The sequence below is a fragment of the Chthoniobacterales bacterium genome (assembly GCA_035274845.1).
Classification (GTDB): Bacteria; Verrucomicrobiota; Verrucomicrobiia; order Chthoniobacterales; family UBA10450; genus AV80.
Window position 1 is genome coordinate 362,820 of the sequence record DATENU010000022.1, and the last position, 23,333, is coordinate 386,152.

A 23,333-nucleotide genomic window follows, 5' to 3' on the forward strand; every position below is an offset into this window, starting at 1 on the left:
GGAGACGTTCTCATTACAACCTGGGAAGGACCAGACCGGTTTCCCCCGCGACGCTAATTCAGATTGTAGACTTCCACCAGGGCAACGCCGGTGGTGTTGTTGAAACCGCGGACAATGGCGGTGTAATTGCCGGGCGCCAGATCCCGCACAATCGCCGACTCCAGATTGTTTGATGGCGGGAGGCCCGTCGCATTGATTTCCGCTTCCTGATCGTCACGCCAATCGTAATTAATGGCGAGGAGTTGGCCATTGCCGTCGTAGAGCGCCACGACCGGATCTGCCAGCGCATTGGTAACGCCAAAATTCATCAGACTGGGACCAATGGCGCGGAAAAGCACCTTCGCCGGAGGACCTCCAACGATGATCGTGCCGCCAATCATCACATCATCGCCCGTCCCAACGAAGCCGCGCGTCGAGATGTTGGCCAACTTGGAATCGACCGTCTGGTCAAGGTCGTAGACTTCGAACAAGCCTGTGCCCACCGTATTGCCCGCTCCCCGGACAACAACAGTATACGACCCGGGAGCCAGCGCGCCCCAGAACGACGATTCCAAATCGTTCGCAGGTGACAACCCGCTCCCGATAATTTCCTGTCTCGTCGCAGCGTCCCGCCAGTTGTCGTTGGTAGAGAGAATCTCGCCCGCAGAGCCGTGAACTTCGATGACCGGGTCGGCCAGCGCTCCGGTCACAGGCAACGAAGGTCCAATCCCACGAATGATTACGGTCTTCGGCTCGGCGCCGGTAATGATGAACCCGCCGATCATGGCATTGTCGTCCGGTTGAACTCGCAGGCGCGTTGAAATGTTCGCAAGGGGAGCGGGCTGCCTACCCTGGTATTCGAAAGCGCCAATGTCCGGCGGACCCGATCGCAGATAAGAGCGTTGGTCCCGCGTGGGCGCGGCCGCGCTTCCGGCGTCGATGGCCGGGCTATCAGGTAAGAGCGGCAACGTTTCGGTTGGACCGCCATAGTTGCCCAGAGTGCCGAGCTTCGGATCAAGCCGCGTGGCGTCGGTCGTTCCACCCTGGAGATCGTCCGTTGTAATACCGCTGCAACCATCTGAACGGCCAAACAGATTGTGCCCCTGACTGGTAATCGCGGCATTTACATCCTGCCCTGTGGCGGCTCCGTCAGTCGCCGGCGCGCCGCCTCCCGCTCCGCCTACCGCAATATTCGGAGCAAAAATCGTATCGCGGGTGACCAAAACAGAGCCAGACGCGCTGTAAATCCCGCCTCCGGAACTCGGTGCGCCGTCGTATGGCCCAAAGATGGACGCCGTATAGGCATCACCTCCAGACGCAGAATTGTTCGCCAGGGTGCAATGCACAATTGACACGTTGCCGAAGTTCGCGACGCCACCGCCCTGCGCGGCGGCACCCTGGCTCGAGGTATCGCCAAATTGCCGAGCATCGGCGCCAACAGAAGTGTTCGACGTAATTGTGCAATTGCTCAGAGAGAGAGTGCCGGTGGCTGAATTATGGATCGCGCCTCCGGACCCCGCTCCACCGGTTGCGCCGCCAGAATGGATTCCCGTATGGACGAAAGTTCCGCCGGGACCGCCCAGAGCAGAGTTGTCGGCCACGGTGCACGCAACGAGGGAAAGGTTGGCTTGGTTAGCAATGGCACCCCCCAGGCCATCCCCACCCTTTCCGGCCTGCGTTCCAGAGCCGCCCCTTCCACCGAGGGCGGTATTGCTCTTGAAGGTGCAACCTTTGAAAACGAGCGTCCCTTGATTCAGAATGGCGCCGCCGATCCCTGGAGAGCCGTCGTCATCAAATGGACCGTCAGTTCCCTTGGCGGTACCATCGATGAGGGAAATAGCGGAAATTGCCACATTACCGTTGGTGATGTGAAAGATGCGGCCGGCGTGATTGCCACTGATGGCAATGCGCTCTCCAGGAGCGGCGATGTTCAAATCCTTGTCGATCACAATTTCCCCACTGAGAAGAGTGATTGTGAAAACGCCGGTGGCAACGTTGTAACCCGGATCGCTCGTGGGGATGTTGAACTCGATCGTGTCGCCCACGGCCGCCACCGCCACCGCCGCGCGCAGCGAATCGGCGCCAAAATCCTGGGTGTTTGTAACGATGAGAACTGCTGATTGGGCGGAGACCGTAGCCAGGACAATAATCGCGAATCCGAGAGAGACGCGGAGGGGTCTACTGGGGAATCGCATGCCCGCTTATACAAGTAAAGATACGCAAGACAAGGAAATTCGATGCTGTCCGCGTGGCTCACAAAGCCCAATCAAGTCGACGGTCCCGCAGTTGCGGGATAAACCGCCGCTCCTTGATCTCAGTGCCGATGCTCAGCCTGGTAATCGTTGACCACCAGGCAGGCGTGAATGACGCCGGGAACCCAGCCGAGCAGGGTTAGTAGAAGGCTCAGGATGAAGCTCAGAATCCGGCCCGTCATCAAGACCGCGATGGGCGGAAAGACGACACAGAAAAAGTAGCGGAGTGCTTTCAATTTGTGGTTAGCGGTGCGGCCATAACCTTCCATGCAACTCCGAAGACCCGCAATGACGGATTGCCGGCATCCCTGTGAGCACGCTGCGAATCAACCCATCCGCGGCGCCGGGCAAACACGTTTCTTCTGCATAATGAAAAAGAACCTGATTGCACTTACGTTCCTCTCACTGGCCGCGATTTTCATCACCGGCTGCTCGACCACGACTGAAACCACGACCACCACCACGCGCACCCGCGAGCAAAGCTCGATGTACGCCCGGTAAGCCGCAGCTATCGTGACCGCGCAGGGCCCTGCGCATCTACCTCAGAGGTCCTGCGGCTTCCAGCTCAAGTTCGTCCACCGCCCATCGTGGCGTCCTGTCTTCGAAATTGATGAGTCGTTCGTAAATCGGAATGAAAAGGTGTGCCCGGTGTCTCAAGATTGTGAGACGCCAGACGAGCTGTTTCGCTTCAGGCGGTCTGCTGTAGGGCGCTGGGCCGGCGAATCGAATCTCGAGGAAAACCCCGCTCTTGCCTTTCGGCGTTGGAATTACTTTACCGGTGAATGGCACAGCTGCGGTTGGCTTTCCCCCGTAAGGGCGTGAACTGAATGAGCCGGCCACGGTTTTTCCCGAGACTTCGAGCGTTACGATGAACTTCTCCTTCAACCCGGCGGCTGTGAAAGTGATCGGGGTTGCGAAAACACCAGGGACACCGAGGAATAAAGCTAGCGGCAATAAGAATGATCTGATCGTTTTCATGCGCTGCGGTCCGCTAAAAACCCGCGGCGCCAGATGAAATAAACCGGGATCCCACTCAGGACGAATAGATAACCGATTCCGGAAGTGGTGGGCGCCAGATAGGCCAGATCGGCGATGAGAAATCCGGCCAGAAGAAGGGAGATCACGGGGACGTACGGATAGCCCCACATGCGATACGGGCGCTCGGCTTCCGGGCGTTTCTTTCGCAGAACGACCACGGCCACGACGAGCAAGAGGTAAAAGACCAGGTCGGCCGAAACGATGTACTCGAGCAGCTGGGTATAAACGTTGCCGTAGGTGACGGCATCAGTCGCCGGGTCGCGAATGATGGTGCGCGGCAGCGTGAGCAGCACCGTCCAGATGGCCTGCGCAAAAAGCGCGGCCGCGGGAACATTGCGTCTGCTGATCGTGGCAATTCGCCGGAAAAACAAACCATCGCGCGCCATCGCGTAATAGACCCGCGCGCCCGCCAGGATGAGTCCGTTATTGCAACCAAAAGTCGAAATCATGATCGCGGCCGCCATCACGCTGGCGCCGGGCGCGCCAAAAATGGAATTCATGGCCGCAACCGCAACGCGATTCTGCGGAGCATGCTGAATCCCCGAGAGCGGCAGGATCGCGACGTAAGCGAGATTCGCAAGAACGTAGAGGACGACGACGACACCGCAGCCGCCGAGCAGGGCACGGGCGAGGTTGCGGCCGGGGTCGCGGATTTCGCCGCCAATAAAGGTGACGTTTGTCCACGCGGTCTGGGCAAAGACAGGACCAACCATTGCCTTGCCAAAAAGGAGCACGAGAGCGAGGCCGCCGGCGGCGCTGAGGCCCGGTTGGACTGTCTGTGGATTCCAGCCGTTCTTCCATGAGTTCCACCAATCCGACGCGCGCGCCGCGCTCTCGGGCTTCCAGCCTAACGACAGGCCGAGAACGATGAGTGCGAAAAGCGCCGCGGTTTTCGCGAAGGTGAAAGTGTTCTGCACAAACCGCCCAGTCTCGAGTCCGCGCGTGTTGACCCAGGTGAGCAAGAGAATCAGTCCGATCGCGACCAGTTGCTCCGTGGAGCAGCTGATCGCGTATCCGCCGAAAAGATGGATGGGAGCGACCAGGTAATTGTCGGAGGCGATCGCGGGCGCGAAGACGCCAGTGAACTTCGCAAACGCAATCGCCACGGCGGCAATCGTGCCGGTTTGAATGACGAGAAACAGGGTCCAGCCGAAAAGAAAACCGAGGGCTGGGCCGTAGGCTTCGCGAAGAAAAACGTAAACGCCTCCGGCCCGCGGCATCATGGCGGCGAGCTCCGAGCAACAGAGCGCCCCCGTGATTGTCATTACCCCGGCGACCGTCCAGGCGAGGAGCAGCCATCCCGGCGCGCCGACTAATCTCGTGGATTCCGCCGAGGTGATGAAGATGCCGGACCCGATCATCGAGCCGACGACAATCATCATCGCGTCGAGCGGACCAAGCCGACGGACCAGCTGGTGATTATCGGATCGCAGCGGCGTTTCCATCCCGGCGTCCTTTACGTCTCGAATTCAGGCGGAGGGGACGGCGCCGCGATCATCACATCTTCCTTGTCCAGGCGCTCGCGCAGCCTGCGCACGAACTCCACCGCCTGCGGATTGTCTCCATGCACGCAAACCGTGGTCGCGAGAACCGGCACGTCGGGGCCATCAACGGCCTGCACTTTCCCTTCCACCAGCATGCGGATAATGCGCTCGGCGGCTTCGACGGGGTCGTGGACAAACGCATCGTCTCGCGACCTAGGCACGAGCGAACCGTTCGAAAGATAATTCCGATCCGCGAAAACTTCCGATGCTGTTGCCAACCCAAGTTCCGTGGCGGCGTAATCGAGTTCGCTCCCAGACGGAGCGAAGAGAATCAGCTTCGGATCGAGATTAAAAACCGCATTCGCGATCACGTCCGCCAGCTCTCGATCGCGCGCGGCCATGTTGTAAAGCGCGCCATGCGCTTTCACGTGATTCATCCGGCCGCCCGCCGCCCGGGCCAGGGCCTGGAACGCTCCGATCTGGTATGCCACCAGCGAATAAACTTCCGCGGGAGGAATGGTGATCTCAGTGCGGCCGAAGTTTTCCCGATCGGCAAAACTGGGATGCGCCCCAATGGAGACACCTCGCTCGATGGCTGCCTGGATCGAGCCGAAGACCGACGCCGGATCGCCCGCATGAAAACCGCAGGCGATGTTGGCGGAGCTGACCAGGTCCAAAATCTCCAAATCGTGTCCGGCGCCTTCGCCCAGATCGGAATTGAGATCGACCACCAGGTTCATGGGTGGTGCAGGCTCAAGCCGACGCGGAAGCGAGAAAAATCCTCTTCGCGTTGGCGCAGGATTTCCTGGGCGCCCGCCAGCGAAACCTGGTGGAAGCGAACGGCTTCGCCGGGCCAGAGCTGGGCGGCAACGGGCAGGTCTACGGTGATCACGTGCGCGATTTTTGGATAACCGCCGATGGTTTGGCAATCCCCGAGCAAGAGAATCGGTTTCCCACTCGGTGGCACCTGGATGGTTCCCGGAGTTACTGCCTCGGAGATGAGATCGCCCGAGTCCAAGCGTTCCAGGGTCGCGCCTTCCAGCCGCGCTGCCATGCGGTCTGAGTCAGACAGGACTGTAAAAGCGCTATCTAAAAGAGAACGCTGGGCGACGTCTGTGAATCGTTCCCAATCCGTTCCTCTCACAATGCGCAGGACGGGCTTTCGATTCTCGGAAGAGGCCCAAATCGCAGGAGCGCCCCAAGGAGCGGCGGTTTGAAACCGCCGTTTCAATCGGTCGGCGATTTCAAATCGCCGCTCCTTGACGCCTAACGACAACTCATCGCCATCGCGAAGCGCGCGTCCTTCGTAACCACCAAAACCTCCGCGCAAATCCGTCGATCGGCTCCCAAGAATGAGCGGCACGTCGATCCCGCCAGAGAGCGCCAACCAGGCACGTCCCCCGGCATTTGGCGCTGTGATCGTCAGCTCCGTGTCTTTCGCGACAAATCCGGCGTGCCCGGGCGGAAGATTGTCGTCGCCAATCCGGATCGAGAACGCGCCGCCGCACCACGCGACCATATGTTCATCCTCAAACCGAAGTCGCACCCGGCCGAGAGTGAGTTCGAGGCCCGCCGCATCGTCGTCATTGCCGACCAGCGCATTGGCCACGCGGAGGGCAAAGGAATCGAGCGCGCCGCCGCTCGAAACACCGGATCGGCGGTAGCCCGCGCGGCCCCGGTCCTGGACGGAAGTCACAAAACCGGCGGAACGAACCAGGACATTCATTGGGAGAACGCGTCGAATTCCTCCCGCGAAATCTCCCGGAACTGGACGCGATCCCCCGCCCGGAGTCTTGTCGGGGGATCGTTCGTTACGTCAAATAGACGCTGCGGGGTGCGCCCGATAATGTTCCAGCCGCCCGGCGATTTTTTCGGATAAATCCCGGTCTGCGCGCCGCCGATGCCGACCGAACCCGCTGGCACTTCCTGGCGAGGACTAGCGCGGCGCGGCGTCGCAAGCTTTGGCGGCAGACCGCTCAGGAACGAGAATCCGGCGATGAACCCGACACAAGCGACGCGATAATTCGCGTTCGCATGGAGGCGGACGACCTCGGCCTCAGGCAATCCTGCTATCCGCGAAACATCGGCGAGATCCGGCCCCAGCTCTTCGCCGTAGCAAACTGGAATCTCGACCACCGGCGTCTCGATCGCCGATTCTTTTCCAAGGAACGAACCGCTCAAAGCGTTTCGAATCTTTGTCTCGAGCACATCGAAAGGCGATTGGCCGCCGGCGCCTGGTTCTACCCGCATCGGATCGTAAAAAACGCCGATGGTGGTATAAGCGGGCGCCATTTCGATCGTTCCCGGAAGTTTCGCGGCTTCCAGTTGCCGAAGCGCAGCCAGGACCGCGTTCAACGCTCCATCCGGATTTTTCTCGAAATCGTCGACCACGCGAACGATCAGCGCGGAATCGCCGAGCGGTTCGATTTTCATTCCGACGCTAGGCTTTCTGCGACGAAACCTTGTTCGACACGTCTTTTACCGATTCCTTGATCTCTTCGACCTTGGGATGCACTTCCTGGATCAGATCGTGCTCGGCCTTCGAAAGCTTTTCGATCCGCTTGGTGACGTCATGTAATTCCTGCAACATGGTTTCCTGCCGCGACGAGAGCCGGTGCATCCACCAAAAACAAACGGCCCAGCACGCCGTCCCGACCCAGGCCAGAAGCAACGCGACCGTCTGGACATCGAATTGCATGTTCATATTTTCAGTGAGGACCGGCGCGTAATTTGAAATCTCGCGTCATCAGGATAATAGGCAGGTATTAATCGCCGCACTTTGGCGCGAAAGCCAGTCCAGGCGATATCTCATGCCATGTCCGAACAATTCGTCACCTGCCTGATTGCGGTCGCGGCCAATTTGATCGGGATGACAGTCCTTTATTCCGCGATGAGTATTGCGATCGCCCGTCGCAACACGCTGGCGACGGTGGTGCTTATTGTGATCTCGCAATTATTCTGGATCGCGCCGGGAGTGTGGATCGTCATCCTGCAAGGCGCGGGTCTGCCCGGTGCGTATGCTGTATGGCTCGGCAACTGGCTCGTCGGCGGATTCAGCATCGTCCTTTTCAACAAAACGATCGCGCTGATTCCGGCTTCCCTGAACGACACGGTCCGGATGGATGGCCTGGGCTGGTTCGCGGCGTGGCGGCTCGCGGTCCTTCCATTCGTTAGGCGCGATCTCGTGATTCTCGGTATCTTCACGGTGATGGCGACCCTGCTGCCATTCTGGGGAGTGATTACTCAGCCCGAGGCCAGCAACGCCATAACCATTTTCCAGCGACTCTCGACCCCGACCGAACGCCTCGTCAGAATGGTCGAGGGTTCGCTTATCGGCGCATTGCCGTTGATCGCGATTTTCCTGGCAGTTCGAACCAAGGAACGCGCATGAAAGCCAGCGCCCTTCTTCTCCTGAGCCTGTTTCTCAATGCCACTCTCTCCGCCGCCGAGCTCTCTGTGCAGGCGGCCGCAAGTTTAGCCGATGCCATGAAGGAAATCGGCGCCGCTTATGAAATGAAAGGCGGCGACAAAGTGCAGTTCAACTTCGGCGCGTCGAGCCTGCTGGCGAGACAGATCGAACAGGGCGCCCCGGCCGACCTGTTCTTCTCCGCGGACGAGGCAAAAATGGACGACCTCGACAAGAAAGGCCTCGTGCTGCCAGCAACGCGGCGCAGCCTGCTCTCTAATTTGCTCGTCCTCGTCGTCGCAACGGACTCGACCCTGACCCCGAAATCGGTTTCCGATCTGACCCAGCCGGCCTACAAAAAACTCGCCCTCGCCGAGCCGCAAACGGTGCCGGCCGGAATTTACGCACGCGAGTATCTCCAGAAACTCAAGCTTTGGGACGCAATCAAAGACAAAGTCGTTCCGACCGAGAATGTCCGCGCAGCTCTGGCTGCAGTTGAATCGGGCAACGTGGAAGCGGGCTTTGTTTACAAAACCGATGCCCTTATTTCAAAGAAGGTGAAAGCCGCGGTGGAAATCCCCGCTGCCGAAGGGCCGAAAATTTCCTATCCGGTCGCGGTGTTAAAATCTTCCAGGGAACCGGAGCGGGCCAAGATATTTGCCGACTATCTCGCTGGCCCGGAAGCGCGAGCAATCTTCGAGAAATTCGGCTTCATGGTGGCGAAATAGCCGCCGCGTCATGACGGGCGAAGCGTGGCAGATCGTCTTCTTCACGATTGAGGTTTCGGCGCTTAGCACGCTCCTGATTTTACCGCTGGGGATCGCGATTGCGTGGCTGTTGGCGCGCCGGGACTGGCCCGGAAAGGCGATAGTCGAGACGCTGGTGATGCTGCCGTTGTTTATTCCACCGGTTGCGACCGGACTCGTTCTGCTGCTCCTGTTCGGCCGCTACGGGCCGCTTGGTTCCGTGTTCCAACGGAGCTTGGGATTGGAAGTTGTCTTTACCTGGCGCGCGGTCGTCCTGGCAGGCGCGATCATGTCCTTCCCGCTCCTGGTCCGCACCGCCCAGAGCGCGTTTCAAGAAGTGAATCCGCGCCTGGAAGATATCGCCCGCACTTTGGGCGCAAATGAATGGCGGATCTTCGGCACGATCACGTTGCCCCTGGCTTTTCGGGGAATCGTGGCCGGGGCCGTGCTCGCCTTCGCACGCGCCATGGGGGAATTCGGCGCCACGGCGGTAGTCGCCGGAATGATTCCGCGAAAAACCATGACCATCTCGCTCGCGATCTACCACAACATTCAGCTCGGCCATGACGTCGCCGCCGTGCCGCTCCTGTTGGTTTCGATCGGCATCGTCTTCGTCACCGTTTTTTGCGGACAGATTATCTCGAAGCGCAAACGGTCCGTATGAGTCTCCGCCTTCATCATATTCGGCTGCCGCTGGCCAGTTTCACATTGGAAGCGGACGTCGCTTTTGATCGACCCATCACCGGAATTTTCGGCCCCTCCGGCGCTGGAAAAACCTCTCTCCTTGATTTGATTGCCGGTCTCCGCCGGCCTGTCGCGGGAACGGTCCGGATAGAGGACGATCTTCTCTTCGACGCCGAAGCACGCCTGAACGTTCCACCGCGGGTCCGCCGGATTGGGTACGTCCCGCAGGACCTCGCTCTCTTCCCGCACCTCAACGTCCGCGAAAACCTCGTTTACGGTCATCGTCCCGCGCAGAACAAGAGCGACTTATTCAGTCTCGCTCACGTGGCCGAAGTAATGGAGATCTCCCACTTGCTGGGACGAGACGTCACCACGCTCTCGGGCGGCGAACAACAGCGGGTCGCATTTGCCCGTTCCATTCTTTCCGCTCCGCGCCTGCTCTTACTGGACGAACCGATGAGCAGCCTCGACTCCCGCCTGAAAAGCCGGCTCATTCCGCTGCTTCTCCGGATTCGAGACGAATTCAGAATTCCGCTCATCTACGTCACCCACGATGCGGGCGAGTTGTCCGCCCTTTGCGACGAGGTGCTGGTCCTGGAGCAAGGCCGTCTGGTTGAGCGCGGTGCCCCGGCTGACGTGCTCGGCTAACGCCAATCTGTCTCTTCGCCAGTCCGCCAGGCTCAGGGCGCCAGCGCGTAAACTTCCACGACAGCGATCCCGGTAAATCCGCCCGCGCCGCGCACCACGGCCGTGTAACCGGCGTTGTTGGCTGGCAATGTCGCCAGGATGGCCGATTCCAAATCGTTACTGGGCTGAAGCTGGGTGGCGAGAATGTCGGCTTCCTGGTCGGTGCGCCAGTTGTCGTTCGAAGCGACCAGTCCACCATTGGCATTGCGCAATTCCAGAGCCGGATCCTCCAGCCTTGTCGGAATCGGCAACGATGGACCGATCGCGCGGACCAATACTTTTTGCGGCGCCGGACCGGAAATGATAGTTCCGGCGATCAGGACGTTGTCCCCGATCTGGACGAGCCCGCGCGTCGAGATATTGAGCAGCTTCGAACTGTCCGTGCGGTCGAGATCGTAGACTTCCACCACCGCCGTTCCGATTCCGTTGTCTACTCCACGCACGACGGCGGTGTAGGCGGTGCCGGCCGCACTGGAAGGAAGGGTTGCCAAAATCACCGCTTCCTTTTGCGAGGAGGGAGCAATGCCGGTGTCGCTGATTTCCTGGCGATTGTAATTGTCCGACCAACTGTCGTTAGTCGCGATCAACGCCCCGGCGCTATCGTGCAATTCCAGAATCGGATCTGCGAGGGGATTGGCGATTCCATAGGCGCCGAGCGAAGGCCCATCCGCACGGACCAGAACCCGCTTCGGCGAACTGCCGCGCATGATAAACCCGGCAATCAGGACCTCGTCGCCCGTGCCGACCTGAAGCCGCGTGGAAATGTTCGCCAGCCGGGCCGTCGTGGGCAGCTGCTCAAACTGAGCAGCGAACGATTTCTGGCTTTGCGGCCAGATGGTGTTCGCCGAGGGAGCCGTGTCAGTCACATCGCTCACCGTCAGCAGGTAGGTTTGACTCTGGTTCAACGAAGGCACCGTGAGAATGACGGTGTCCGGATCGGGGCCGACTGCGGCCGCCGAAACCACCAATCCCTGGTCGAGGGTGTAGTTGGCCGGGACCACCGCCGAGGTGGGATCGACATGACTGTTGAAGCGAACGATGAGATGGCTCGCATCCTGATAGAGGTTTACCGAAATGATCTCGAATGGACTCGCGATCCATTGCCGCAGGTTCGCCATCGCGTTTTCGTCCACGACGTTTTTCGCGATCGGCGGCATTTTCTCTTCCCCCAGCGAATTGTCGCGCTGATACAGATCCGAACTCGCCAGGTCGCGGAAGAAGACCAGGTTATCGATCAGATTTTGATCCGGCAGCGGAGTCGCCAGGCGCGCGTCATAGCCGCCTCCGAAACCACCGGGGCGATGGCACTGCGAGCAATTGGCATCGATCCATGACCGCATCCGATGTTGAACCGTCGCGGTTTGATCCGTCACCGCCACAGACTTGAGGAACGTCGGAATCTCGCTCTCGCTGGGCGCGGGATTCAGCATGCCGAGGTGCAAAAACGTGCGGAGCTGATTGTCGGTCCGCCCGGTGGAGGGGTAAGTGAAGTCCTTATTAATCTGGTGGGTCTTGACCCCGAGGACATATTTGGCCGGAGTGTTGTGGCAGACCTGGCACTCCCCGTGACTCGGATAATGCCACGTTTGGACGCGAGTGGCGCCGTTGGCTCCGGTAATGGTGATGTCTTCGTCGAGACCGGGGGGAGCCACTAATTGCGCATCACTGGTGTTACCCGGCTCCCATCTATAGGTGACGCCATACACCTCGCCGGTGCCATCGCGAACCAGAAGACGCGTCTCGATTCGCCTCCGTTCGCCGGTCATTTCATTCACCGTCAGCTCGAAATGTTTGACGAAAACCGTGCCATTCGGAAACGTCCATTCTCCCGTCGGAGCAAAGCTAATCTGTTCGCTCGCTGCGTAAGGCGGGCCGTCGTTCGGCACGGCGATCCAGCGCGTCTTGACCGCGCCATCGGACCAGAGCGAAGAATTAACCGTGTAAGGAATGAGGCCCGGGGCAGGGGTAAGGGTCGCGGGGTCGCTAAACGCCCCCGTGGCGGAAAGCATTTGAGGAAAAGGAAAGTCGCCTTCGGCGGGCGGCATGATGTTGTTCAAATACGGACCAATCGCGGCTCGTGAGTCGAGGCCGTATTGCTGGGCGAACGCCGGTTTGGCGATCGCGAGAAGAAGAAGCGCCCACGGCGCCAAACCAAATCGGCAGAGTGATCGTGTCATTCTCATGAGTGAGGTCAGAGAAGTCCCGAGAACGGGAAAACTCTCGGCGTCATTTACACCGATTGTGCGTGATTTGCCAGCGCAAACGCGGGCTTCGCGGCAGACCGAACAAACTCCGCGCTAATTCGCGCGTTGCGCCTCGATTTCGATGTCGACCGTGACCTCGTCAGCGATCATCGACACGGTCTCCGCGCTCTTGCTGAACACCAAACCGAACTGACTTCGCCGGATTGGCGCGGTCGTGACTCGCCAACGAGTGGTCGGATTCTTCAGGGCCGCCTGCGGATCGCCCTGCAGCTGGACGTGAAGCGTGATGGGCCGCGTCACGCCGTGCATGGTCAAATCCCCGGTAATGTCGCCCGTAGCCGCCCCGGTTTTTTTCACCCCGCGGCTTTTGAAACTGATTTGCGGAAACTTCTCGACGTTAAAAAACTCGGCGCTCCGCAAATGGTCGTCTCGCTTCGCGATGGCCGTGTCGATACTGGCCGCCTGAATCGTGACGTTGACGGATGATTGTTCCGGATGCTCGCGATTAACGTCGATCGTCCCGTTGAACCTGGTGAATTTCCCTTTCGCGGATCCCAGCATGTGGCCGACCTTGAAGGCGATCGTCGAATGGGACGGTTCGATTTTGAAGGTGTCGCCCGCCTTTGCCGAAGTCGCCAGCGCAATTGCTGCCAATAACGCCAGACAGCGTTTCATAACGAAAGCGTAGCTCCCCAGGAGGAAGCGGCAAAGCTCCGTTGGTAACGCCGATGTTACCTTTGTATCTGGGGAAAATTCCGTTAATGCTTGAGCGCCTTCAAAAGCTCCGCGCGCGACGAAGGCAATCGTCCGAAAAGATTGGCCAAGGCCAGCGCAGGATTGCTTTTCAACATTTTCGTATCGTGAACGCCGGCGATCCGAGCCAGCTCCGTCTCGAAATGGAGCACCGCGCGCAGATCCGGATCGTTGTCATTCAAGTAATTGAACGCGCGGCGGAGCAAAGAGAAAAGCTCCGGCTCGTGATGATCGGATTCCGTGCAAAGCTCGACAAGCTCGACGAAATAGGAGGCCGCGCTGGTCCGCCGCAGGCTCGAACGAATCCCGGCGAAGGGATTCTTCAACGCAACCTCGGTCAGCGAATGCAGATTTGATTTCCGGCTCCGCGCGATCTGGATTTCCGCTTCGAAAAACAAATCGAGCTTTCCGGCAAACGGACTCTTTGACCGCCGCGCGCCCTTCGCCGCTGTCTGGATGCAGCCTAACGACTCCGTGCACCACGAGACAATCAGGCTCGTGTCGCTCAGCTTCCGTTTCCGAAGCAGGATGGCGGCCGTGCTTTCCACCAGATTAATATGGTGGATCGAGCGCTCCACCGCTCGATGTTTCTCGTCGCGGCCTTATTAACCGCTATCGAGCGACGGAGAGCTCTTCTGTAGCCGCGGCCCTGTGGGCCGCGCGAGACTTGGGACGCGTAAAACGCTCTGCCTCACGTCGCCCACAGGGCGACGGCTACAGAAGAGTTAATTCCACTTCTTTGCTTTGGGCCAGAGTGCCTGCAACGTCGTGTTGAGATCGCGACAAACAAAGATGTCGAAGTGTTCGTCGCGCCGCGAGTACGGATGGTTGGCCCGGCCCATCGCTTCGACACTCGCGAAATGCTCGCGGTCGCCGGTGCCGTCGCTCCCGAGGACGATCACGCTTTCCCCAGTGTACTCCCGCGGTCCCCAGAGCCAGTAATTCTGATGGCTACAAATCGCCTTCGGCAAATCGTATTTCTTGCCGAAGAAATCGATCGCGCCGGCTTCGCCGTAATTGTTGGCAAAGATCGCGGTCGCCGCGCGCTGTTCGGGTGGAAGCTCATGGTAGATTCGAGCGACCTCCCGCGCCATCTCCTCCCAGCCAAACTCATCGGCGAAATGCTGCGGTAAGGGGCCGGTCGGCTGGTTTTCCGCTTTCGGTGGCTCGATACCGAGCGCTTTCTGATAGCGGACATATTTCCGGGCCGGCAAAACTGGCACGGAGAGCGGCGCCAGAAGGCAAAACGCCAGGACGATCAAGGTGACATAGACAGCGCGACTCCAGCGACCGCGTTCGCGGGTTAGCCTCTCGAACCCAATGGCGCCGGCGGCGAAAAGCATCGGATACGCGGCAGAGAGATAATAATTCTTCCCTTTCAAAACGATGAAAGCGACCAGGAGCAGGACGTAGGTCAAACCGAGAATGCGAAAGCGCCGTCCGTCTCGAGTGAAACAAAGCCACCCGAGTCCACCCAGCCAGAGAGGAAACAGGACTGGGTTCAGGAGCATGGCCTGATCGATGACGAAAGCGATCGGGCCCCGCACCACGTCACGATGAGTGCCGCGAATGTTGTGCATCAGTTCCAGGAATGGAAACCCGTGACGAATCTGCCAGATCAGGTTCGGAAGAAAGATCAGGAACGCGCAAAGGGCCCCGAGCCAGATCCAGACGTTCGAAAGAAAACGTCGCTGGGGCGAAAGAAACAGCCCGATCAAAACCGCGACGGCGAAGAATCCGGTAGTGTATTTGTTCTCCATCCCAATCCCGATGATGAGGCCGAACAAAAGCCAGTAGCGCGGCTCAGCCTGGTTGATCGCGCGGACGATGCACCAGGCCGCGGCGACCCAGACCAGGGGTTCGAACGCGTTCATGGTCAGCCAGTGATGCAGAAGCAGGTAAACAGGAGCAATCGCCACGGCGAGCGCCGCCATGGCCTGGGCGAAAGCGCGGCCACCCATCTCGCGCGCCAGTTTCCCCGTCCACCAGACCGTGGCGGCGCCCGCCAACGCGGGAAGCAGCCGCAGGCCGAGAAGGGATTCGCCGAAAAGATGGCGCGCAATCCAGGCGACAAAGGCGATGAGCGGTGGCTGATCGACGTAGCCGAAGTCGAGGTGCTCGGAGCAGGCCAGGTAATATAATTCGTCGCGAAAGATTCCGTAACGGCCGGCAATCAGAAGATGAAAAACCAACTTCGCGGCCGCAAGCAGCCAGACGATTACCGGCCCCGGGAGAAATTCCCGTTCGACGGGAGGGCCGGCCCGCGTGAGGTGAATTGCCCTTTCCATTTTTAGCGCTCCGGATTTTCCGAGAGACAATCTCCGCTAATCGGCGCTCCGAAAAATATTGATTACCGCCGGAGTTTTCCCGGGACGATACATCGCCGCGCCATAACAAACCGCGGCAGAGCCTTCCTTGGCAAAACGAATCTTGTTCAGGTTCGAATCCCAGCGTTCGAGGTAACTGCAGTTCGCGGTTTTCGTCGAGTTGGGGATCGGAACATAACGATTGTAGGTCATGGTTAGAAACGCGCCGTCGCCCGGCAACGGGAACGGCGCGGCCCAGTTTGGCGAGAGCCGAACGAACCGACGCTTGGTCAGGTCGAGCGCGTAATCGGTATCGCCGTCGGTGCTGTTTAGGTGGACCCCGAAAAAGGCAAGACGCAGTGGCGGATCGAAAAGAAATCTCGTGGGCTTGGGGCCCTTGCTCTCCAATTGCTCGACCGCCCCTTCAAAGCCCGGGATCTTGGGAAACTCGGTCGACTTGCCGGACTTCAAATCGCGCAAGACGTAATGCTTGCCGTGTTCTGGCCCATTGACGGAATCGTTCTCGTCGCCTCGGACCTCCTTGAGGATCAGCTCTACGGAGCCGTCGGGTGCGCGAAACTTCTGGGTGCGCGAACCGAAACCGGGTGCGCTTTCGTCATCCCCTGAACCCTCCATTTCGGGCCAAACAAAGTAAGTTGAAGCCGGACCGTCCAAGTACCAATGTGGTGCAGCGCCGAGCCGCTTGAGTCCATCGCCGCTCGGCTCAATGCTCCATTGTTCGGACTGGTTTTCGGCGATTTCGCGCGTGAAAACGATGGTCTGACCATCATCCGCAAACATCGGATCGGTGTCCTGACCACGCTCTTCGTTTGTAAGTTGGCGGACCAGGGTGCCATCCTCGCGATAAAGAAAAAGGTGCGAATGGCTTTCGCCTTCCGACTGGAGATATCGGATCGCGACCACGATTTCCGCCGCAATCTGCGCGCGCGCCGTTGCCAGGGACAGGCAGGCCGCGACCGCGAACAACCCAAGCGCTCGTCTCATTTCGCTCGCCGGTTTGCCGGAAGGCGCGGTCTTTGTCAATAACGCCAGTCCAAAGGTGCGGTGGAGTTGCCGTGCCAGAGATTTGCCTGGGGGCGGGCCGGCGTATTCGCTTGTGTTTAAGACACTCAAGGCGTAAAAAGAGGGACACCGTTCGTTAGGTCCGCCAACCTGCGGCCCTGGCTCTTTCACTAACATCCCTATCCATTGAGATATGAGCCCCACGAGCCACGAAACGGAAACCTCCCGCAGCCGCTTGATCGCAGGCGAACGACACGCTTTCAGTCGATGAAAGCGGCGGCGACGCTGCTGCTGGTATTATTGTTGAGTTCGCAGGTGCGAGCCCAGTCCGCGCTGGACGGCTTCGATCCGAACCCGAACAGCTCGATTGACGTAATCGTGGTTCAGCCGGACGGCAAAATTCTTATCGGCGGCAGCTTTACCACTCTTTCGCCCAACGGCGGACCGACAGTCACGCGCAATCACATTGCCCGGCTAAACGCGGACGGAACCTTGGACAGTGCCTTCAATCCCAACGCGAACGACTCTGTTATTTGCATCGCGTTGCAGGCGGACGGTAAGATTTTGGTGGGCGGCTATTTTGAATCAAACTTCGGCGAGCCCACCATAGGCGGACAGATACGCAATTTCATTGCCCGGCTCGATCCCATAACAGGCTTGGCTGATTCGTTTAACCCAAACGCGAACTTCTACGTTTATTCAATCGCGGTGCAGCCGGACGGCAGGATTTTAGCGGGCGGCTCTTTTGGCGTTATCGGCGGACAGTCGCGCAGCGGCATCGCCCGCCTCGATCCCACCACCGGCTTGGCTGATTCGTTCGCCCCGGGCCCTTCCGGCAGTGGTGTCCATTCCATCGCACTGCAGGAGGACGGCAAAATTTTGGTGGCTGGAATTTTCTTCGCGATGGGCGGCCAGTCGCGGAAATACATCGCCCGGCTGGATGCCACCACCGGCCTGGCAGATTCATTCAACCCGAACCCGTCTAGTTTTGTCCAGTCGATGGCGGTGCAGCCGGACGGCAAGATTTTGGTTGTCGGGATGTTCAGCGGGGCGAACAGCATTGGCGGCCAGTCGCGCAATTACATCGCTCGGCTCGATCCCATTACCGGTTTGGCTGATTCGTTCAACCCAAACGCAAACGATTACACCTATTCGATCGCGGTGCAGGCAGACGGCAAGGTCCTGGTCGGCGGCTTCTTTATTACGGTCGGCGGTCAGACGCGCCACCACATCGCCCCGCCTCGATGCCACAACCGGTTTGGCTGATGCGTTCGACCCGAATCCGACGAATGGTCCGATGGACCCAACCGGTCCTGTCTTTACCATCGCAGTGCAGACGGACGGCAAGATTCTAGCGGGTGGCGACTTCGACACCGTGGCGCCGAACGGCGGAGCCGCGGTAACCCGCCATAACCTTGCCCGAATGGAAATCGACGGGAGGGTTGACCAGAATCTCAATGGCGGTGTCGCCGGCTCCTCGGTTGATGCCATCGCCATTCAGCCAGACGGTAAGATTCTGATTGGCGGCGATTTTTATATGGTGTCAGGCGTGTCACGCAACAATCTCGCTCGCTTGAATACGGATGGCACACTCGACACCGTTTTTAATCCGCCAATGTACCCCAACACCCCCGGTTACGTTGCGGTCCAAACGGACGGCAAAATTCTAGCGGCGGGCAATATATCCGGCCCGGGTTCTGTCTTCGGAATCACGCGGTTCAATGGCACGATCGGGACGGTGGATGATTCCTTCCACCCAACCACAAACAATTTTGTTAAAGCCATGGCACTGCAGCCGGACGGCAAGATCCTCATCGTCGGCGGCTTTCACCCCCCAGAAGACAGGAGTGTTAGCCGTCTAAATACGGACGGCTCAGTCGACACGTCCTTTGACCCGAAGGTGGGGGGCGCTATTTGCATGGCGCTGGAGCCGGACGGTAAAATTTTGATTGGCGGTATCTTTACCAGTGTCGACGGTCAGACGCGCCATCGCATCGCCCGCCTCAACCCGGACGGGACCCTGGATGCTGCTTTTAACCCGAACGCTGACGAGGATCTCGTCACTGCAATCGCGGTTCAGGCGGACGGCAAAATCCTGGTAGCCGGCCATTTCGCCGATATCGGTGGACAGCCGCGTCACCGTATCGCGCGGCTCGACGGGACGACGGGAGCGGCCGATTCATTCGACGCCCAGGCGGACGCCACGATTTCCTCCATGGTGATCCAGGCGGACACCAGGATTTTGGTGGCTGGGTCGTTCCACAGCATCGGCGGGCAGATGCGCGACCACATCGCCCGACTCGACCCGACTACCGGTCTGGCCGATTCGTTCGACCCGAACGTGAACGGGTATCTGGATTCCATGGCCGTGGCGGCGGACGGCAAGATTCTGGTGGGCGGCAATTTTGGTTCCATCGGCGGAACGCAACGCGTGAATTTTGCCAAATTATCCCAAGACACTGCGGCCCTGCAAAACCTCGCGGTAACACACACTGGCATTTCCTGGACGCGAGGCGGATCGAGTCCGCAATTTGCCCACGTCACGTTTGAGTCTTCAACCGACAACGTGAATTACGCGGCATTGGGCGAGGGCACGCGGGCTGGCAGCAACTGGATTTTGAATGGATTGAGCCTCCCAACCGAACAAAACATCTTTATCCGCGCGCGCGGTTATTGTGGCACCGGCGAGTATAACGGCTCCGAGAGCCTCGCGGAATCTGTGCGGAAAGTATTTTTGCGGAAGCCAGCGACTCTACGAAACATCTCGACGCGTGTCCGGGTCCAGACCGGCGACAACGCCGTGATTGGCGGATTTATCATCACGGGCACACAAACCAAGACCGTGATCGTTCGTGGAACCGGGCCCTCGCTCCCGATCCCCGGAGCGCTGGCCGATCCAGTCATCGAAGTTCACGGTTCCTCCGGCCAACTCCTCGCGACGAACGACAATTGGAACGACTCCCTGACCAGACAGCAAATTATCGATAGCGGGCTGGCGCCATCCAACGATCTCGAATCGGCGCTTTGGGGAGTAATCGATCCCGGGGCTTATACGGTCGTCGTCCGGGGCACCCACAACGGCACGGGAATTGGCTTGTTTGAAGTTTACGACCTGGATCCGCTCGCTGATTCCAGGCTGACCAACGTCGCGACGCGTGGTCTGGTCGAGACCGGCGACAACGTGATGATTGGCGGCACTATCATTGTAGGAGCTGCTCCAGCGAGGCTGCTTCTTCGCGCAATCGGGCGCAGCCTAACGAATTTCGACATCGCAAATGCCCTGGCCGATCCCGTCCTGACACTCTACGACGGCAACGGCGAACTCATCGCGATCAATTACGATTGGCGTGACGATCAGGAAGCGGAAATTGCCGCGACTGGGTTGCCACCATCGAACGATCGGGAGTCGGCCATTGTGAAAAATCTCGTGCCCGGTAACTACACCGCGATCGTTCGCGGATTCGACAACACCACCGGCGTGGCGTTGATCGAGGCGTACGACCTGGAGTAGAGCATCCTGGAAGTTCGGCGCTGCCATCCCAATCGCCTCTGAGGCGGTCTGTCCTACTGATCGAGGTAGTAGGCTTCCGCCTGGAATTCGGTCGGCTCTCCATTTTGTCTCGAATTCAAGTGATCCTGACCGAACATGCGGTCGTGTCGAGCACGCGAAATCGTATTTTTTTTTCTGCGCTCATACTTTGTCTGGCGGCTCTTCTCCGGGTTGGCCCCGTCTTCTCCGGTCTGCCCTACTCCGATTACATCGATGAAGGCTTTGTTCTTCATCAGGCGAGTCATGTCTTGAAGAGCCGAGGCGTCGACGCGCGTTGGTACGGCTATCCAACTCTTCCGGCCTACTTGACGGCAGGAGCGATGCTGGCAGGCGGTCCGATTTATCGCCAATGTCACGGCCACAGTTTCCGCAGGGACCTGCCAGGCGGCGAAATTGGGCAGCCGTTTGCCTATGACTACGACCTCATCTCGCCGCAGGAATTGATCATCGCCGGGCGGCTCGTGGCGGCCGCATTGAGTATCGCGACCGTCGTTCTCACAGGTTTGCTTGGGGCGCGATTGCAAGGTGGCATGGCGGGCGCATTAGCGATGATCCTGGCGAGTGTTTGCCCGGCACTCGTGCTCCGAGCATCGAATGTCATCGTTGATACTTTTGCGTGCTTTTTCGTAACGCTCACTCTTTACCTGTGCGACCAGATCCGTTCGGAACGGCGCCGTTCCTGGAGCCTTGGCTGGGCAGCGGCCGCCGGTCTTGCCGCAGGGGCCAGTTTTGCCTGCAAATACACCGCCGGGGTTGTGTTCGTCGCCGTCTTGGCCGCGGTTTTCCTCTTCCCATTCACAAAAACGCTGCGTCTTCAGTTAACTGCCGCTGCGGGCACTGGATTGATCGTGGGCATCGTCCTCGGCGTTCCTGCGATTATTTTCGATTGGCGGACTGTCACCCACGATCTGGCCGTAATAGCGAGGAATTACGGCACGATGGCTTCCGTTCCAGGGTATTTCGGCCAGGCAATTCAACCTTATGAACTAGGCTGGCCTCTCGTCCTCGCGGGTTGGGTTGGAATCGCAGTGGCATTTCGCCAGAAGCCTACCCGCATGGTCATGGCGATCTGGAGTCTTTTCGCTGTGCTCTCTATCGCCGTGCTTCTGCTGAAGCCTTTCCAACCTTTCCGCAATCTATTGCCGCTCGTCCCGCCATTCTGTGTCGCCGGCGGCATCGCGTTTGCCAAAGTGTTCGGCTCGTTCCCCCTTGCGCGCCCGTCGTCAAAGATCGCCGTCGCAGTGATACTCGGTGGGATTGCAACCTCGTCGCTGGGCTTTCATTCGGTGCAATCTCTTTATCAGCGTATGACCCATCGGGATAGCCGGATCGAGGCGATCGACTGGCTTCGACAGCATACGAGTAAGGACGAGAAGATCCTCGCCATCAGGGAACTCGCCATTCTGCCGGAGGAATCGCGAAGAGTTTCCGCCACTTCGGTCACCCGCTCGTTCGTCGAAGCGTCCGACCTTCTCGACCAGGAACATTTCACTTACGTGGTCACGGGCGATTTAGACCAGCGTTTCGCGGAGAACCCGGATAGTGTCTCGGAAAACATTGCTCGCTGGCGTGAGAAGACCGCCAAGTTCACCGCCCAGGCGGAGTTCGGCTCCGGTCCGACGTTTGTCGTCCCGAATGTTTGGCGGACCAACGATGAGCGAATTGTGATCTTGAAGGTCAGATAAAGGGCGCGCGCGCTGCTCTACCGATTACCGATGTGAATGGCGCGTTTCTCGACGTGCAACGCAGCTTCCTTCACCGCTTCGCTTAAGGTCGGATGGGCGTGCACGGTGCGACCGAGATCTTCGGAGCTCCCGCCGAATTCCATGACCGCGACCGTTTCCGCGATCAACTCCGAGGCCGCATGCGAGAGAATGTGCGCGCCCAGAATCCGATCCGTCTCCGCGTCGGCGACGAATTTCACGACGCCTTCGTAATCTTCGTTGGCCACGGCCCGGCCGTTGGCGCGGAAAGGGAACTTGCCGATCCGCACATTCATACCTTTTTCTTTCGCGCCATCTTCGGTAAGCCCGACCCCGGCCAGTTCCGGGTTCGTGTAAATGATGCCGGGGATGACCTCGTAATTCACGTGACCCGCTTTGCCGGCAATCATTTCCACGCAGGCGATTCCTTCCTCCTCCGCCTTGTGCGCCAGCATGGGGCCGGCGATGACGTCGCCGATTGCGTAGACACCTTCGATGTTTGTCTTGAAGTGCTCGTCGACCTTGATCCGGCCGCGATCGTCCATCGCGACCTTGACGCTGTCGGCGAAGACTCCCTTGGCGAAGGCGCGGCGGCCGACCGAAACGAGCACTTTGTCGGCTTCAAATTTTAGTTCTTCGCCGCCTTTAGTGGCGGTGGCGGTGGCCCGGCCGTTCTCGACGGTCACCGAGCTCACCTTGGTTTCCAGGTGAAATGCCATGCCCTGGGAGGCCAGCGATTTCTGAAGCATATTGGCCAGCTCGAGATCGAACCCGAGCGCGATCCGGGGCAGAAATTCGAGCACGATCACTTCCGAGCCGAGCCGGCTCCAAACCGAGCCGAGCTCGAGCCCGATGGCGCCACCGCCGATGACGAGCAGTTTCTCTGGCGCCTTTTCGAAAGTGAGCGCTTCCGTGCTGCTCACGATAACGTCGCCGTCGAACTTCATGTTCGCCAGCTCGACCGGCACGCTGCCGGTGGCGATGACGACGTTGGTAGTTTCGATTTCCTGCGTCTTATCGTCGTCGCCTTTAATGGAAATTTTTCCTGGCGCGGTCACTGTCCCAAGGCCCTGGAAGGTCGTGATCTTGTTGCCCTTCATGAGCATTTTCACGCCGCCGTTCATGGTCTTCACAACCTTGTCTTTGCGGGCGAGCATCTTCGCCAGATCCAGCCCGACGTTTTCGAGAACGATGCCGTGCTTGGAGGCTTCCTTCTTTGCGAAGACATAATGGTCGCTCGAAGTGAGGAGCGCCTTGCTGGGAATACAACCTACGTTGAGACAGGTGCCGCCGAGTTCCTTGTCCTTCTCGACGATGGCGGTCTTGAGGCCTAGCTGCGCCGCGCGAATGGCGGCGACATAGCCGCCGGGGCCGGAGCCAATGATCGTAACGTCAAATTTTTCCATGATGAAAAATGACGAATGACGAATGACGAATGACGAAGGAATGACCAAGCCCAAATGACAAAGCACCGTGCGAGCGGAGCCATTCATCATTCGTCATTGTTTCGTCATTCGT

The 23,333-nt window shown here is 59.1% G+C and carries 22 protein-coding genes; 8 read left to right on the forward strand and 14 right to left on the reverse strand.

Annotated elements, in window-relative coordinates:
- Positions 1–53 precede the first annotated feature (53 nt).
- Positions 54–2,174, reverse strand: coding sequence for a choice-of-anchor Q domain-containing protein (locus VJU77_17635; GenBank protein ID HKP05176.1), 2,121 nt, complete (start codon positions 2,172–2,174; stop codon positions 54–56).
- 119 nt (positions 2,175–2,293) lie between these two features.
- Positions 2,294–2,467, reverse strand: coding sequence for a YqaE/Pmp3 family membrane protein (locus tag VJU77_17640; GenBank protein ID HKP05177.1), 174 nt, complete (start codon positions 2,465–2,467; stop codon positions 2,294–2,296).
- A gap of 133 nt (positions 2,468–2,600) precedes the next feature.
- Between VJU77_17640 and VJU77_17645 the strand changes: the two genes are divergently transcribed.
- The gene (locus tag VJU77_17645) at positions 2,601–2,732 is read left to right on the forward strand and encodes a hypothetical protein (protein ID HKP05178.1); all 132 of its coding nucleotides are present in this window, start codon (positions 2,601–2,603) and stop codon (positions 2,730–2,732) included.
- Between the two features lie 36 nt (positions 2,733–2,768).
- Here VJU77_17645 and VJU77_17650 read toward each other — a convergent pair whose 3' ends face one another.
- From VJU77_17650 to VJU77_17675, 6 genes are read right to left on the reverse strand one after another with little or no spacing between them, the layout of a single operon-like run.
- The gene (locus tag VJU77_17650) at positions 2,769–3,209 is read right to left on the reverse strand and encodes a hypothetical protein (GenBank protein ID HKP05179.1); all 441 of its coding nucleotides are present in this window, start codon (positions 3,207–3,209) and stop codon (positions 2,769–2,771) included.
- Positions 3,206–4,714 (reverse strand): amino acid permease, encoded by a 1,509-nt coding sequence (locus VJU77_17655; GenBank protein ID HKP05180.1) that lies wholly within the window; start codon positions 4,712–4,714, stop codon positions 3,206–3,208. The genes VJU77_17650 and VJU77_17655 overlap by 4 nt, the downstream gene beginning before the upstream one ends.
- A gap of 11 nt (positions 4,715–4,725) precedes the next feature.
- Positions 4,726–5,493, reverse strand: a complete 768-nt coding sequence (locus tag VJU77_17660; protein HKP05181.1) for a 5-oxoprolinase subunit PxpA — start codon at positions 5,491–5,493, stop codon at positions 4,726–4,728.
- Positions 5,490–6,479 carry a biotin-dependent carboxyltransferase family protein gene (locus VJU77_17665; protein HKP05182.1) on the reverse strand — a complete coding sequence of 330 codons (990 nt, stop codon included), beginning with the start codon at positions 6,477–6,479 and terminating at the stop codon, positions 5,490–5,492. The genes VJU77_17660 and VJU77_17665 overlap by 4 nt, the downstream gene beginning before the upstream one ends.
- The gene (gene pxpB, locus VJU77_17670) at positions 6,476–7,186 is read right to left on the reverse strand and encodes a 5-oxoprolinase subunit PxpB (protein ID HKP05183.1); all 711 of its coding nucleotides are present in this window, start codon (positions 7,184–7,186) and stop codon (positions 6,476–6,478) included. Before pxpB ends, VJU77_17665 begins: the two co-directional genes overlap by 4 nt.
- A 7-nt stretch (positions 7,187–7,193) precedes the next feature.
- A complete protein-coding gene (locus tag VJU77_17675; protein HKP05184.1) occupies positions 7,194–7,457 on the reverse strand; it encodes a hypothetical protein in 264 nt (87 codons plus the stop codon).
- A 111-nt stretch (positions 7,458–7,568) separates the two neighbouring features.
- Between VJU77_17675 and VJU77_17680 the strand changes: the two genes are divergently transcribed.
- The 4 genes from VJU77_17680 to VJU77_17695 are packed head-to-tail and all read left to right on the forward strand — an operon-like array spanning position 7,569 to position 10,237.
- Positions 7,569–8,144, forward strand: a complete 576-nt coding sequence (locus VJU77_17680; GenBank protein HKP05185.1) for a hypothetical protein — start codon at positions 7,569–7,571, stop codon at positions 8,142–8,144.
- On the forward strand, positions 8,141–8,887 hold the full coding sequence (gene modA / locus VJU77_17685; protein HKP05186.1) for a molybdate ABC transporter substrate-binding protein: 747 nt from the start codon (positions 8,141–8,143) through the stop codon (positions 8,885–8,887). Before VJU77_17680 ends, modA begins: the two co-directional genes overlap by 4 nt.
- Before the next feature lie 10 nt (positions 8,888–8,897).
- A complete protein-coding gene (gene modB, locus VJU77_17690; GenBank protein HKP05187.1) occupies positions 8,898–9,569 on the forward strand; it encodes a molybdate ABC transporter permease subunit in 672 nt (223 codons plus the stop codon).
- Entirely contained in the window at positions 9,566–10,237 is a 672-nt protein-coding gene (locus tag VJU77_17695; GenBank protein HKP05188.1) for an ATP-binding cassette domain-containing protein, read from the forward strand. Before modB ends, VJU77_17695 begins: the two co-directional genes overlap by 4 nt.
- A 32-nt stretch (positions 10,238–10,269) precedes the next feature.
- Here the strand turns inward: VJU77_17695 and VJU77_17700 are convergent, their stop codons facing one another.
- The 5 genes from VJU77_17700 to VJU77_17720 form a co-directional block, all read right to left on the reverse strand.
- Positions 10,270–12,453, reverse strand: coding sequence for a hypothetical protein (locus VJU77_17700; protein ID HKP05189.1), 2,184 nt, complete (start codon positions 12,451–12,453; stop codon positions 10,270–10,272).
- 120 nt (positions 12,454–12,573) lie between these two features.
- Positions 12,574–13,155 (reverse strand): YceI family protein, encoded by a 582-nt coding sequence (locus tag VJU77_17705; protein HKP05190.1) that lies wholly within the window; start codon positions 13,153–13,155, stop codon positions 12,574–12,576.
- A gap of 83 nt (positions 13,156–13,238) precedes the next feature.
- Positions 13,239–13,781 (reverse strand): DNA repair protein RecO, encoded by a 543-nt coding sequence (gene recO, locus VJU77_17710; GenBank protein ID HKP05191.1) that lies wholly within the window; start codon positions 13,779–13,781, stop codon positions 13,239–13,241.
- Between the two features lie 177 nt (positions 13,782–13,958).
- Positions 13,959–15,521: a glycosyltransferase family 39 protein gene (locus VJU77_17715; protein ID HKP05192.1), complete on the reverse strand. Its 1,563-nt coding sequence runs from the start codon at positions 15,519–15,521 to the stop codon at positions 13,959–13,961.
- 36 nt (positions 15,522–15,557) lie between these two features.
- Entirely contained in the window at positions 15,558–16,544 is a 987-nt protein-coding gene (locus tag VJU77_17720; GenBank protein HKP05193.1) for a hypothetical protein, read from the reverse strand.
- A 285-nt stretch (positions 16,545–16,829) separates the two neighbouring features.
- On the opposite strand from VJU77_17720, the gene VJU77_17725 reads away from it, so the two are divergent.
- From VJU77_17725 to VJU77_17735, 3 genes are all read left to right on the forward strand, one after another.
- Positions 16,830–17,828, forward strand: a complete 999-nt coding sequence (locus VJU77_17725) for a hypothetical protein (protein HKP05194.1) — start codon at positions 16,830–16,832, stop codon at positions 17,826–17,828.
- Between the two features lie 31 nt (positions 17,829–17,859).
- Complete coding sequence (locus VJU77_17730; GenBank protein HKP05195.1) at positions 17,860–20,073, forward strand: hypothetical protein; 2,214 nt, start codon at positions 17,860–17,862, stop codon at positions 20,071–20,073.
- A 104-nt stretch (positions 20,074–20,177) separates the two neighbouring features.
- Positions 20,178–21,797 carry a glycosyltransferase family 39 protein gene (locus VJU77_17735; GenBank protein ID HKP05196.1) on the forward strand — a complete coding sequence of 540 codons (1,620 nt, stop codon included), beginning with the start codon at positions 20,178–20,180 and terminating at the stop codon, positions 21,795–21,797.
- Between the two features lie 17 nt (positions 21,798–21,814).
- On the opposite strand, the gene lpdA is transcribed toward VJU77_17735, so the two are convergent.
- Positions 21,815–23,221: a dihydrolipoyl dehydrogenase gene (gene lpdA, locus VJU77_17740; GenBank protein ID HKP05197.1), complete on the reverse strand. Its 1,407-nt coding sequence runs from the start codon at positions 23,219–23,221 to the stop codon at positions 21,815–21,817.
- Positions 23,222–23,333: the final 112 nt, after the last annotated feature.